6 protein-coding genes are annotated in these 14,249 nt (G+C 71.7%); all 6 read right to left on the bottom strand.

Annotated elements, in window-relative coordinates:
- Nucleotides 1-7 precede the first annotated feature (7 nt).
- Genes ACFTWF_RS06860 through ACFTWF_RS06835 form a run of 6 tightly spaced genes read right to left on the bottom strand, consistent with a single transcriptional unit; the run spans nt 8 to nt 14,227 of the window.
- On the bottom strand, nt 8-9,145 hold the full coding sequence (locus ACFTWF_RS06860; RefSeq protein WP_378460500.1) for an amino acid adenylation domain-containing protein: 9,138 nt from the start codon (nt 9,143-9,145) through the stop codon (nt 8-10).
- Complete coding sequence (locus ACFTWF_RS06855) at nt 9,138-10,784, bottom strand: amino acid adenylation domain-containing protein (protein WP_378460499.1); 1,647 nt, start codon at nt 10,782-10,784, stop codon at nt 9,138-9,140. Before ACFTWF_RS06855 ends, ACFTWF_RS06860 begins: the two co-directional genes overlap by 8 nt.
- Nucleotides 10,781-11,830: an HAD-IIIC family phosphatase gene (locus tag ACFTWF_RS06850; RefSeq protein ID WP_378460498.1), complete on the bottom strand. Its 1,050-nt coding sequence runs from the start codon at nt 11,828-11,830 to the stop codon at nt 10,781-10,783. Before ACFTWF_RS06850 ends, ACFTWF_RS06855 begins: the two co-directional genes overlap by 4 nt.
- A complete protein-coding gene (locus ACFTWF_RS06845; protein WP_378460497.1) occupies nt 11,827-12,837 on the bottom strand; it encodes a 3-oxoacyl-ACP synthase in 1,011 nt (336 codons plus the stop codon). The genes ACFTWF_RS06850 and ACFTWF_RS06845 overlap by 4 nt, the downstream gene beginning before the upstream one ends.
- A complete protein-coding gene (locus ACFTWF_RS06840; protein ID WP_378460496.1) occupies nt 12,834-13,931 on the bottom strand; it encodes an acyl-CoA dehydrogenase family protein in 1,098 nt (365 codons plus the stop codon). The genes ACFTWF_RS06845 and ACFTWF_RS06840 overlap by 4 nt, the downstream gene beginning before the upstream one ends.
- The gene (locus tag ACFTWF_RS06835) at nt 13,928-14,227 is read right to left on the bottom strand and encodes an acyl carrier protein (RefSeq protein ID WP_185725386.1); all 300 of its coding nucleotides are present in this window, start codon (nt 14,225-14,227) and stop codon (nt 13,928-13,930) included. The genes ACFTWF_RS06840 and ACFTWF_RS06835 overlap by 4 nt, the downstream gene beginning before the upstream one ends.
- Between the last annotated feature and the right edge of the window lie 22 nt (nt 14,228-14,249).

Genomic DNA, 14,249 nt, shown 5'->3' with positions numbered 1-14,249 from the left:
TGCTGGGTCAGAACTCGTACGTGGCGGGCGCGGACGCGTCGCCCGCCGGGGTGGGATTCGAGATCGCCTCGGCCTGAGCTGCCACGGTGACGAGGTCGAACAGCTGGCCGACCCGCAGCGTCCCGGGCCACCGCTCCTCGAAGCGGCGCTGCAGTTCCACGACGCGGTGCGAGTTTCCGCCGACGTCGAAGAATCCGTCGTCCGGGCCGAAGTCGTCGTGCCCGAGGACCGCGGCCCAGTCCTCGGCGACCGTCCGCTCCAGCGCGGTCCACCGGTGCCGTGCGGCTGCGCCCACGGGCTCGGTCTCGGCGACCAGTGCGCGCAGGGCGCTTTCGTCCACCGTGCCGTCGGCCGACCGCGGAACGGCGCCGAGGGCGACGAACCGCGCGGGCACCAGCGGGGCGTCGAGCCGCTCGGCGCTGAAGTTCCGCAGGTCCTCCGCCATCGGAAGCACGGCCGCCGCGGCCGCCGGGACCCAGAAGGCGGTGACACCCGCCGAGGTCGTGAGGACGACGGCTTCCCGGACCGCGGGGTGGCTCGCCACGACCTCCGTCACCGATCGCGTCGACGAACCGGCGGCGCCGACGGTGATCACCTGGCCGGAACGGTTCCACCGGGCGAGCGCACCGGTCCGGACCATGCGCGAGCCGGGGGCACCGAACGGATTCGCGACGAACGTGGTGGCCGCCACCCGCGCCGAGGTGTGGTGCTCACGCGTGTCGGTCGTGTAGACCACACCGGTCACGCCCTCGGGTGCCGAATGCAGACGCGGGTCGAGGACGAGGGTGTCCGCCGCCTCGCTCCACTTCCGGAGCCGGGCCCGCTCGTCCGCGGCGAGCACGTCGACGTCGCCGACGGAACCGTGCGGATCCGCGACGACCGCGGCGAGGATCCTGGTGAACCGCGCGGCCAGCGTCTCCACCGTCTCCGGATCGAACAGGTCGGTGGAGTAGGTGAATCCGGCCGTCATTCCCTCCGGCGTCCCGGTCTCGTCGTACCGCTCGCGCACCGTCAACTGCAGGTCGAACAGGGACACCTCGACGTTCGGTTCGAGGATCTCGGCATGCAGGTGTGGCAGGGCGAGATCGGGATGCTCGGTGTTCCGGAATTCGAGCAGAACCTGGAACAGTGGTGAATGCGACTGGGAGCGTGGCGGGTTCAGCGCCTCCACCACCCGCTCGAACGGCACGTCGGCGTGTGCGTAGGCCGCGAGGTCGGTCTCGCGGACCTGCTCGAGGAGTTCGCCTGCGGTCCCGGTCACCCGGGTGCGCAGCACGAGGGTGTTGACGAACATCCCCACCACGTCGTCGAGGACGGCGTCGCCGCGGCCCGCCACCGGCGACCCGATCACCACGTCGTTCGTGCTCCCCACCCGCGACAGCAGTACGGCGAGCGCCGTGTGCACGACCATGAACACGGTGCACCGCCGGGTCCTCGCCAGCGCGACCACGTCCCGGTGCAGGTCGGCGCCGATCTCGAACGCCACCCGGTCGCCGGACGGGGTCCGCCGCGGCGGCCGGTTCCGGTCCGCGGGCAGCTCGGTCACGGCCGGCGCACCGGCGAGGGTGGTGCGCCAGTAGTCGAGTTGCCGCGACAGCAGCGACTCGGGGTCGTCCTCCGCACCGAGCAGCTCCCGCTGCCACAGCGTGTAGTCGGCGTACTGCACCGGCAGCGGATCCCAGCCGGGCGCGCGACCCTCGGATCGCGCCGGGTAGGCCGTCATCACGTCTCGTGCGAGTGGAACCATCGAGAACCCGTCGGCGGCGATGTGGTGCACCACGACGACGAGAACGTGCTCCTGCTCGCCGAGCGCGAACAGCCGGGCCCGCATCGGAACCTCGGCGGCGACGTCGAATCCCGCCGTCACGAGGTCCGAGATCTGGTCGCGCACCGGTGCGTCGTCCGTCGACACGGTGAGTTGCGCGACGTGGCCCGCCCCGGCGATCACCTGGGTGGGTTCCGTGTCGCCGTACTGGTATCGGGTGCGGAGCGATTCGTGCCGGTCCACCACGTCGGCGACTGCGGCGGTCAGCGCGTCGACGTCGAGTTCACCCGACAGCCGGACGATCATCGCCACGTTGTAGGCGGGCGAGGACGGGTCGAGCTGGTTGAGAAGCCACATCCGGCGCTGCGCCCACGAGAGGGGAACCGGGTCGGGACGCCGCGACGCCACCGCCGCGGGCCGGGCCTCGCCACCCGCCGCCTCCCGCGCGACCACCGACGCCAGGGCCCGCACGGTCGGGGACTCGAATACCTCCCGGACACCGATGTGCGCACCGAGGGCGGCGCCCAACCGCGCGACCACCTGCGTCGCGGTCAGGGAATTGCCGCCGGACGCGAAGAAGTCGTCGTCGGCACCCACCGCGCCGATTCCGAGGACGTCGGCGAACACCTCCGCCACAGCCGATTCGAACGGTGTCTCCGGTGGACGGAAGACGCGGGGCGCGAACTCCGGTTCCGGCAGCGCATGCCGGTCGACCTTGCCGTTGGCGCCGAGCGGCAGGTGGTCGAGGACGGTCACCGAGGCGGGCACCATGAACGGGGCGAGCACCGACGCGGCGAACCCCAGCACCTCGGCGGTGTCGAGGTGCGCGCCGTCCTCCGCCGTGACGTATCCGGCGAGGACCGCCTCGGCGGCAGGCGTGCGGCGGACCACGACCACCGCCTGCGCCACCCCGGGGCAGCCGGTGAGCGCCGCTTCGACCTCCCCCGGCTCGACTCTCTGACCGCGCAGCTTCACCTGGAAATCGTTGCGGCCCAGATATTCCAGCCGCCCGTCGCGGGTCCATCGCATGAGATCGCCGGTGCGGTACATGCGCGAACCGGCCCGGTCGAACGGATTCGCGACGAACGCGCCCGCGGTGGCCCCGGCCCTCCGGTGGTAGCCGCGAGCCAGACCCTCCCCGAGCACGTACAGTTCGCCCACCACACCCACCGGGACCGGGCGCAGCCACTCGTCGAGGACGAGTTCGCGGACACCTCGCATCGGGTGGCCGATGCGCACCGAGTCGCCGGGTGTCATCGGGTCGCCGATGTTCGACATCACCGTCGTTTCCGTCGGCCCGTACCCGACGAGCAGGGTCCGCCCGGACGCCCAGCGGGCGAGCAACTCCGGCGGGCAGCGTTCGCCGCCGACGACGAGGGCACGGAGCAGGCGCAGACCGCGCGGGTCGATCGTGGCCAGCACGGCCGGGGTGACGAACGCGTGCGTGATCCGCTCCGCCGCCAGCAGTTCCGTCAGCGCGGCGCCGCCGTACACGTGTGGCGCCGCGATCACCAGGCGCGCACCGGCCCCGAAGGCCATGAGATATTCGAGCATCGTCGCGTCGAACCCGGGAGACGCGAGGTTCAGGACCCGCGAGGCATTGGTCGTGCCGTACCGGGCGCGCTGGTCGAGGGTGAAATTCTGCAAACCGGAATGGGGGATCACCACGCCCTTCGGCGTGCCCGTCGACCCGGACGTGTACATCAGATACGCCGGATGCTCCGGTCGCAGCGGCGCGACCCGGTCGTCGTCGGTGATCGGACGGGACTCCCATTTCCGCGTCGGACCCGGATAGTCGAGGAGCAGCCACTCCACACCGTCCGGCATGCGGTCGCGCTGCTCGGCGACGGTGAGTCCCGCCACCGCACCGCAGTCGGCGAGGATGTCGGTGATCCTCCCGGGGGGCAGGCTCGGATCGACGGGCACGAACGACGCACCCGACTTCGCGACCGCCCACACCGACACCACCAGTTCCACGGATCGGACGAGCCCGATCGCCACGTGGTCCTCCGGTCCGATTCCGCGGCGGATGAGTACCCATGCCAGGCGGTTCGACCAGTCGTCGAGTTCGCGATACGACATCACCGCGTTGCCGTACGACAGCGCGATGGCGTGCGGGTCGCGGGCGGCCGCGGCGGACAGGATCTCCGGTAGCAGCCGGGTCGTGCCGCCGGGCCTGCCGCTCACCGGGACGAGTGCCGCACGCTCGCCGGCATCGAGGAGTTCGATCCGGGCCAGTGGCACCTGCGGGTCGGCGACCACCGTCTCGAGGAGCCGCAGGAATCGGTCGGCGAAGCCCCGGACGGTGGCGGAGTCGAAGATGTCGGTGGCATAGGTGAATCCGGCTCCGATCCCGGCGGGCGCGCCGTCCGCCGCGAACCGTTCGGCCAAGGTCAGCTGCAGGTCGAAGGTGGAGACGGACACCCCGAGGTCGATCTCCTGCACGTCCACGTCCGGGAGGCTCGGGGTCGGCCTCGTCACGTCCTGGAATTCGAACAGCACCTGGAACAGCGGCGCGTGTGCCGTGGTGCGTGGGAGGTCCAGGGCCTCCACCACCCGCTCGAACGGCACCTCCGCGTGCGCGAACGCCTCCAGATCGCGGTCCCGCACGGCGGCGAGGACCGCGGCGAAGGAGTCGGCGCCGTGGACCGGTGTGCGCAGGGCGAGGGTGTTGACGAACATGCCGACGACGTCGTCGAGCGCGGCCTCCCCGCGCCCGGCCACCGCCGATCCGATCACCACGTCGTTCGTGCTCCCCAGTCGCGACACCAGGACGGCGAGCGCCGCGTGCGCGACCATGAACACCGTCGCGTCGTGCTCGCGCGCCAGGGCGACGACGGCCCGGTGCAGACGGTCGCCGATCTCGAAGGATTCCCGCGCGCCTGCGAGCGAGCGGTGCTCCGGGCGGGCCCGGTCCATCGGCAGGTCCGTCACGACCGGTGCGTCGGCGAGCGCGGAACGCCAGAATCCGAGCTGACGAGCCATCAGCGAGCCGGGATCGTCCTCCGATCCGAGCAGCGCCCGCTGCCAGTTGCTGTAGTCGGCGTACTGCACCGGCAGCGGTACCCAGTCGGGCGCGTGCCCCCGCACCCGGGCGGTGTACGCGGCCGTCACGTCCCGGGCGAGCGGGGCCAGCGACAGCGCGTCCGCCGCGATGTGGTGGACAACCAGGGCCAGGACGTGCTCACGCGGGCCTGCCTCGAACAGGTGCGCCCGCAACGGAACCTCGGTGGTCACCTGGAAACCGGCCGACAACGCCCCGGCGAGCCGGTCACGCAGGTCGCGCTCCCCCGCGACCGTCACCGCGCGGAGGGTGGGCACCGCGTCCGCCGCCGGGAGCACCGACTGCACGGGAATGTCCTCCCGCATCGGGAAGACCGTCCGCAATGCCTCGTGCCGCTCCACCACATCCGTCAGGGCGGCGTGCAGCGCCGCGACGTCGAGGGGTCCGTGCAGCCGGAACGCCGCCGCGATGTTGTAGGCGGGTGACGTCGTGTCGAACTGGTCGAGGAACCACATCCGCGTCTGTGCCAGCGACACCGGCGCAGGTGCGGACCGGTCCGTCGCCACCAGCGGCGGCCGCCCGGTCTCGTCCGCGCGGCCCACCCGGGTCGCCAGCGACCGCACCGTTCTCGCCTCGAAGACGTCCCGCACGCCGACAGCCGCGCCGAGCGCGTGGTGGATCCGTGCCACGATCTTCGCCGCGATCAACGAGTTGCCACCGAGCGCGAAGAAGTCGTCGTCGACGCCGACGGTGGGCACGCCGAGCAGCGCGGCGAAGATGACCGTGAGCGCCTCCTCGGCGGCGTTGCCCGGCGCGGCGAACGCGGCGCGGGAGTCGGTCGGCGGCACCGGGAGTGCCGCGCTGTCCAGTTTCCCGTTGACGGTGAGCGGCAACCGGTCGAGGACGGTGATCGAGTTCGGGACCATGTACGACGGCAGCGCGGTGCGCGCGTACTCCAGAATGCTGCCGGGCTCGCAGGTCGCACCCGCATCGGGAACGATGTACGCGGCCAGTGCCGGGCCGGTCACGGGGTCGTCGCGCATCGTCACGACCACCTGCGCGACTCCGTCGCACCGGCCCAGCGCCCACTCCACCTCACCGAGTTCCACCCGGAATCCGCGGATCTCGACCTGGAGGTCTTCGCGCCCGAGGTAGTCGAGGCGTCCGTCTCGCCGCCACCGCACGATGTCCCCGGTCCGGTACATCCTGTCCCCGGACTCGCCGGCGACGAAGCGTGCTGCCGTGAGACCGGCACGCCCGAGATAGCCGCGTGCCACTTGTGGTCCGGCGACGTACAGTTCGCCCGCCACACCGACCGGCACCGGATGCAGGCGCGAATCCCGCACGGACACCCGCAACCCGGGGATCGCACGCCCGATGACGCTCGTCCACGCGGCGGCCGCCAGCTCGCGGCCGAGGCGCAGGTGACTCACGTGCACCGTCGTCTCGGTGATGCCGTACATGTTCACGAGCACGGGCGCGTCCTCGCCGTGCCGCGAGTACCACCGTTCGAGCTGTCCCAGATCCAGCGCCTCGCCGCCGAGTACGACGTAGCGCAGCGGCAGGGTCGCGGCCACGCCGTCCGCGGCGTCTGCCTCGATCAGCTGGGCGAACGCGCTCGGGGTCTGGCTCAGCACCGTCACCCGTTCGCGCCGAAGCAGGTCGAGGAACGAGACGGGCGAGCGGGTGGTGTCGAAGTCGACCACGACGAGGGTCCCGCCGTGCAGCAGTGCGCCCCACACCTCCCACACCGAGAAGTCGAACGCCGGGGAGTGGAACATCGTCCATACGTCGGTGTCGTTGAACCCGAACAGGTCCCGGGTGCTCGTGAAGAGTGCGACCACGTTGCGGTGCGACACCGCGACGCCCTTCGGACGCCCGGTCGAGCCGGACGTGTACACGACGTACGCGAGGAGGTCCGGATCGACCGGTGCCCGCTCCTCGTCCGTCAGCGGACCGGCGGATGCACCATCGGGTTCCACACCGGCCGAATCGAGCAGCAGGACAGGCGCATCCGATGTCGGCAGCGTCGTCGCGGTGTCCGCGGTGGCCAGGACGCACACCGGGCGGGCGTCGTCGAGCACGAGGGCGGAGCGCTCACCGGGGTGGTCGGCGTCGATCGGGAGGTACGCCGCCCCGGTCTTGACGACGGCGACGAGCGCGACGACCAGCATCGCCGAACGCGGCAGCGCGACCGCGACCGTCGTCTCCGGACCGGCACCCGTCGAGAGAAGCCGCCGGGCAAGGCTGTTCGACCGGGAATCGAGTTCCCCGTAGCTCAGGCGCTCGTCACCCGACACGACGGCGTCGGCGTCCGGGCTGCGCGCGGCGCGGGCCGCGAACAGCGCGCCGAGCGTCGCCTCCGGGGCCGCATCCGCCGGCCGCGCCGACCACTCCCGCAGCAGCGCGTGGTCGGCCGGCGAGGTCAGGTCGATGTCCCCGATCACGACGGCCGGATCCGCGACGGCGGTATCCATCGCGTGCGCGAAGCGGCCGGCAATCGCCTCGGCGGTGGCCGCGTCGAACAAGTCTGTCGCGTAGGTGAATCGGACCGACTCCTCCGACACCGTCACCTGCAGGTCGAGATCACCCAGTTCGTGCGGTCGTTCCGAGAATTCGAGCAGCACCTGGTACAGCGGCGCGTGGGACACCGAGTGCGGCAGGCCGAGAGCCTCCACGATCCGCGGGACGGGCACCCCGCGGTGGGCGAACGCCTCCGCATCCGTGTCGCGCACCGCGTCGACGAAGTCGGTGAATCGGTCGGCGCCGCGCACGCGGGTCCGCAACACCACCGGTTCGGTGTCCGTCCGCCTGCCGAGCACGACGTCGTCGGTCCGGGCGGATCGAGACAGCACCAGCGCGAGCACCGCATGCGTCACGGTGGCGGCGTCGGTGCGGTGGGAGGCCGCGAACGCTGCGAGCCTGCGCCGCAGATCCGGGCCCAGGCTGAGGCCGACGGCGGCGCTGTCGTGCGACGGCCGGGCCGGCCGCGGACGATCGGTGGGCAGGTCCAGCACCGGGGGCGCGTCCGCGAGTGCGCGCGTCCAGAAGTCGAGCCGGGCCGTCTCCTCGTGAACAGTCCCGATCGCGGTGTCCGCGTCGGCCGCGAGGAAGTCGTCGAGCAGCGCCGTGAACCGCCGGTGATGCGCACCGACCTCGTCGGCGTCGTACCGGTTGGGGTTCGCGAGGAAGTGCACGAACGTCCGCACCGGCGTTCCGCTCCGGTACACGTTGATCAGCAGGTCGTCGACCGGCCCGGACGTGACGATGTGGTACTCGCCGACGAGCGGTCCGAGAGCGAGTTCCTGACGGAAGAGCATCACGTTGACCATCGGTCCCGACAGTGATTCCGCCGCACCGGCTCCCGCGTCGCGCCGGATGTCGCCGATCCCGAACCGCTGGTGCCGCAGCGCGCCCATCAGGTCGAGGTGTACCCGCTCGACCAGTTCGCCGACCGTGTCCTCGGGACGGATCTGCACGGGCAGCGGCACGACGCCCGCCACCATGCCGCCGGACCGTCGCAGGGTCGCGGTGGTGCGCGCCGACACCGGGATCGTCACCAGCACGTCCCGGCGCCCGGTCATCCTGGACAGGTAGCAGGCGAATCCGGCGATGATCTTCGCGGTCCCGCGCGTGCCGGCGTCGCCGAGCGCTCGCTCCGCCGCGTCCGGCAGCGGCGCGGTCGCGTCGGTGCTCGTGGCGACCGCGGGACCGGACCTGCGCGCGAGGCTCGATCCCGGTCCGAGACCGTCGATCCGGTCGGCCCAGTACCGCCGGTCCGCGGTGAATCGGCTCGACGACCGGTACTGCTGTTCGATGTCGTACAGATGCCGGGGGGCGGCGGCCTCGTTCTCCGGCAGGTCCCGGCCGAGGACCGCCGCGGAGTACCGGGCCGCGATGCGATTGAGCATCGTCATCGCGCCGTAGCCGTCCAGTGCGACATGGTGAATCTTGCTGTACCACAGATAGTGTTCGTCGCCGACGCGGAGAATCGAGGATTCGACGAGGCGGTCGCGAGTGAGATCCAGCGGGGCCTCGCAGTCGGCGTGCATCCACCGCCGGGCCGCGTCCACGGGGTCGGCGTCCCCGCGGAAGTCCACCGAGCCGATGGACCGGTCGGCGGAGTCGACCACCTGGAACGGCTGACCGTCCCGGTCGATCAGCCGCAGGAAGGGTGAACCGAATTCGTCCGCGGTGGTGACGGTGGCCTCGCGCAGGAGGTCGACGTCCAGGTCGCCGTGCACCTCGACGTACTGGGCGATGCACAACGGCACGTCCGGGGCCAGCTGCTGGGCCAGCCACGCCTCGTACTGCGCCGGCGACAGCGGGAACGGCGGATCCTCGTGGCCGTCGGCGGCGGGGCGCCGGTCACTCACCGTCACCACCTCCGCCCGGCAGCATCCGGCGCAACGCCGCCTCGTCGACCTTGCTGCTCGGCGCGAGGGGCAGCGCGCCCAGCGCGACGAAGCGGTCGGGCACCGCCTGCGCGACGAGGCGCTGCGCGCAATGAGCGATCAGCTCACGCGGTGTGGGCAGCAGCGTCGCCGTGGCCGCGGGAACCCAGAACGCGGTCAGCTCCGCCTCCCCGTAGTCGTTCGCGGTCGCGAGGACCACCGCCTGGTGCACGGCGGGGTGGCTCTCCAGGGCGGCCTCCACCGCGTGCCGCTCCACCCGCGCGCCGCGCACCTTCACCTGTCCGTCGACGCGTCCGCAGAATTCGATGTCGCCGCGGCGGTCCACGCGGGCCAGGTCACCCGTGTGGTACATCCGGGCACCCGTTTTCGCCGCGAACGGGTCGGCGACGAAGCGGGCCGCGGTGGCGGCCGGCCGGGACGCGTAGCCCTCGGAGATCTGGGGTCCCCCGATGTACAGGTCCCCGACCGTTCCGTCGGGCACGACCCCCAGTTTCGCGTCGAGGACGTAGGCGGTGCTCGATCCGAGCGGTCTGCCGATCGGCGCGATCGAGGCGGGCACGTCGCGCACCGGGTGAGCCAGGCAGCTGACGGTGGTCTCGGTCGGACCGTACTCGTTGCGCAGAGGTACCCCGGGCAGGACGGCGCGGTGCTGTTCGACCAGCGTGCCCGGAAGCGCCTCGCCCGCAAGGGTCACCAGCCGCAGGCGCTCACGAAGCGGCGCCAGGTGCGGCAGCAGCAGCCGGTAGAAGGAGGGCGTCGCGACCAGGTGGGTGGCCCGCCACTTCTGCGCGAGTGCCGCCACGGCGTCGGCGTCCCTCAGTTCGTGCGCGTCCGGGAGCACGCTGGTGCCACCGGAGCACAACGCCCAGAGGGTTTTCAGCAGCGATCCGTCCCACGTGAGCCGGAACGCGGAGAACGTGACGAGGTCGTCCTCGTCGTAGTCGTAGTCACGGCCGTCGACCATGCTCGCGAGGTTGGCGCGGCTCGCGACGACGGCCTTCGGGATGCCGGTCGACCCGGACGTGGTGATCACGTACGCGGGCGTGGCGGCGGGAACGTCGCCGGGAAGTTCGGCCGCGGGTGCAGCGTCGTCTGGACGGGCAGCGTCGTCTGGACGGGCAGCGGCGTCCGGACGGGCAGCGGCGTCCGGGCGGGCGGCGGCGTCCGGGCGGGCGGCGTCCCGGTCGTGCAGCGCCGGAACACCTCCGGCCGCGTCGCGGGCCAGCGCCCGGACGGATTCGGTGGACGTCTTCGGGTCCGCGGATCCGAAGACGATGGCGCCGCAGTCGATGTCACCGAGGAGAGCGCGCAGCTGAGCCGCCGGATGTCCGGGCTCGATCACACACCACGCCGCGCCGGACCGCAGCGCCGCGATCATCGCCACCACCGTGTCGGCGCTCTGCCGCTGATGGATCAGTACCACGCGACCCGGCCGCACCCCCTCGGCGCGGAGTTGCCGCGCCAGTGCCGCACTCGCCGAATCGAGTTCGCGGTACGTCAGTGACCGATCGCCCACGACGACCGCGATCCGGTCGGGAACCCGGGCGCACTGGCGCAGGATGACGGCCGTCACCCCACCGCCCGCGACCACGTCCGTCATGGCAGCGCACCCCCCGTGAGGACCCGGACATGACCGGTGCCGGCGGACCGGCCCCGCGCGTCGTCGAACACGAGCAGTGTCCGGCCGGCGTCCGAGTCGAGCACCTCGAAGCCGGCGAAGCGCAGGGTCACCAGCATGACCCGGTTGACGTCGGTGGGCACGAACTCGGCGAGGGCGCGTCTGCCGTGGCGACGCGCCCGGTCGACGACATGCCGGATCAGCGCCGTCCCGACACCGCGGGACATCACCCGGCACGACATCAGCAGCAATTGCAGAACGGAGTCTCCGCCGCGTATCTCCGAGACCGCGAGCCCGATCGTGCCGTACCCGCCGAATCGGTCGGCGAGGGACGCGACGAGCACCTCGTGGTCGTCCGACGCACACAGTGCGCGCAGTTGGCCGATGCCGAAAGTTCTTCCCGTCGTGTTGAGTTGATGAGAACGCACGGTCAGTTCGTGGGCTCGGTCGAGGTCGTCCTCGGTGGCGCTGCGGACCGTCATCACCAGATCGAGGGAGGCGAGGAACTCGGAGTTCGAACCCGGGAACTCCTGCTCACTCGCCTGACGGGTCCGCTCGGCCCGGTACAGCGCCCTGCGCTGCCGGGCCTCCTCCGTGACGGCGGGCGGGGTCAGCTCGGGAAGGTCGGGGAACGACGCGATCTGCTCGGCCGGGTAACACCGCACCCTCGGCAGCGCCTCGGACACCTCGGCGCGCTCGACGGGATCGTTGTCGACGAAGGCGATGGTGTCGAGACCGACGTTCAGCGTCTCCGCGATGCGGCGCACCGCCTCCGATTTCGGGCCCCAGCCGACGTCGATCGCGCAGAACAGGTCCTCGAGTCCGTGGAGGCGGAGATGCGCGGCGGCAGGCTCGAATTCGCCGCGGCTCGCGACGGCGTGCAAGATCCCCCGGCGGTCGAGGACGTCCAGGGCCCGCAGGGCGTCCGCCCTCGGGACGGGAGCATCTTGTTCGAGGACGACGCCGTCCCAGAGGGTGTCGTCCAGATCCCACACCATGCACTTGACCGTCTGTTCCACCACGGTCACACCCCGTCCCGCGGCGGGTCCGGCAGGCGCCGGAGCAACGCGCTGCTCCACGCCGCGACCGGGCTGCTGTTCATGATCACGCAGTAGTCGCCGGGCCTCTGGGACGGTGCCACCCGCTCCAGGTTCGCCGCCACGTCCACCGATCCGAGGTGGCCGAACCGCGCGAGGTTCTCGCCGCACACCGGATCGATCGTGATGTCGAGCGCCTCCTGCCAGAACGCGAACGCACCGACCGACAGGTTCTGCATGAGGAAGACGCCGATCGCGTCCTGCTGCAGTCCGTTCCGGGCCAGCAGTTCGCCGTTGATCTCGGTGAACCGCTTGCGGCTCTCGACCGCGAGGCGAAACGAATACGTGGGCTCGTCGGCGCAGGTCTCGACCCAGTCGGCCTCGCGCACGTCGCGGTAGTCGATGCGGAAGAGGTCGGCGTACTTTCCGTCGCTGCGGATCATCTGGTCGACGAGTTCGTACCGGCCGGTCCCGGACGTCGTGAGCAGCACCGCCGCGGCGCCGTCGCCCAGCAGCGTCATCGGTGACCGGTACCGCGACCGGGTGGGCGTCTTCGCCGCCGCCACGACGAGGACGTTCCGGCATCGGGGGTCGCCGCGGAGCAGCGCCGTTGCCAGCGTGAACGCGGCCGAGACGGACACGCACCCCAGGTCCCCCACCCCGGTGGTGAACGCCTGGCTCGCACCGAGCCGGTGTTGCAGCCGGGTGGACTCCGACGCGAGCAGATACTGCGGAACCCGGCCCTGGACGAGGAGCAGCGCGTCGAGTTGCGACGCGTCGAGGCCGGACTGCCCGAGCGCCTCCTCCGCCGCCGCCTGGGCCAGATCCGTCTCGCAGAGACCGATCCCGATGCGCACCGTGTCGATTCCCAGCGACAGTGCGTGTTCGCGCTGCGCGATGGGCAGTTCGTCGAGTTCGGGAAGACCCGCCACGGTCACCTCGTCGTCCGGGAACCAGAGCGCGACCGTGTCGATCGTGATCGGCCGGTCGGCGGTCATCGCGCACCTCCCCCGAGCACGTAGTCGCCGATCTGGAGTTCCGCGACTTCCGTCGCGCCCTCGATGATCTCCATGACCTTGGCGTCGCGGAAGAAGCGCCCCACCCGGCTGCCGGGAGCGCACCCGGCGGCGCCGAGCACCTGTACGGCGTGACTGCTGGCTGACGCGGCGACGCGGGACGCGGCGTACTTGGCGGCGATCGTGGCGAACAGTGCGCTCGGCTCGTGCGCGTCGCGTTGTTCGGCGGCGCGTTCGCACAGTGCGCGGGCACCCGCCGCATCCACCCAGCTGCGACCGAGGATCGCGCGAACCGAGTCGTGCTCGGACAGCACGGTGCTGCCCTGCACCCGGGTCGAGGCGTGCGCGACGGCGTCGGCGAGGCACGCCCGCGTCATCCCGGCGCACCCCCACGCGATGGTGTACCGGCCGTGGTCCAGGGCCGTGCCGACCACGTGGGACAGTCCGAATCCCGGCGGTGCGATCAGGTGGTCGGCGGGGACGAGCACGTCGTCGAACGCGATGTGCGCGACCCGGGAGCCCCGCATGCCCAGCTGCCCGTGGACCGGTTCGACGCTGACCCCGGGTGCGTCGGTGTCGACGAGCGCGGTCGTCAGTCCGGCCTGCGATCGGCCGAGGACCAGCAGCACGTCCGCCACCTCACCGAACGTGACCCACAGCTTCCGGCCGGAGACCCGGTGGTCGGAGCCGTGCGCCTCGAAAGCGGTACTCACAGAGGAGAGGTCGCTGCCGGCGCCGGTTTCGGTGGCGGCGAATCCGGCGAGGAGTTCGCCGGTCGCCAGGGCAGGCACCCACTGTGCCCGCTGCTCGGCGGTGCCCCACCGATCGACGGCGGCGCCCACCATCCCCTGCACGGTCAGCAGCGACCGCAGCGACGTGCAGACCGCCCCGAGTCTCTCTGCGACCGAGCCGAGTTCGGCTGCGGTCAGGCCGAGGCCGCGGCAGTCCTTCGTCCGGTCGAGGCCGAGGACCCCGGCCCGTGCGGCGGCCCCGATGACGTCGACCGGCAGTCCGGTCTCGTCCCAGCTGCCGGCGTCGGTCTCGGCGGAGGCGACGAGCGTGTCGATCCCGATCACGGCGACGCCCCGTCCGTCGCACGAAGCTGCTCGCCCCGCTTCCTCCGTATGAACCCCGCAACCCGGTTTGCGGTGCGGAAGTTGTCGAGGTCGAGGTCTTCCACCTCGACCACGACGCCGTGAGAGCCCTCGATGTACGTGACGATCTCCAGGGCCCGCAACGAACTCACCAATCCCAGGGTGAAGTAGTCGTCGTCGGGACCGAGTTCCGTCGAGGTGATCGAGCTCAGGTACTGCCGGAGCTGCTCGACCAGCGCGTCACGGGACTCGGGCACAGGGGCATTTGCTGTGTCCATGGGCGTGGGATTCCCAATTGGA

The organism is Rhodococcus sp. NPDC056960 (assembly GCF_042674125.1).
Taxonomy (GTDB): Bacteria; Actinomycetota; Actinomycetes; order Mycobacteriales; family Mycobacteriaceae; genus Rhodococcus_F.
This window is presented reverse-complemented; position numbering and strand designations above follow the sequence as displayed.

Coding starts and splice junctions, on each gene's coding strand:
- ACFTWF_RS06855 (WP_378460499.1), bottom strand. CDS start 10,784: ATGACGGACGTGGTCGCGGGCGGTGGGGTGACGGCCGTCATCCTGCGC.
- ACFTWF_RS06845 (WP_378460497.1), bottom strand. CDS start 12,837: ATGACCGCCGACCGGCCGATCACGATCGACACGGTCGCGCTCTGGTTC.
- ACFTWF_RS06835 (WP_185725386.1), bottom strand. CDS start 14,227: ATGGACACAGCAAATGCCCCTGTGCCCGAGTCCCGTGACGCGCTGGTC.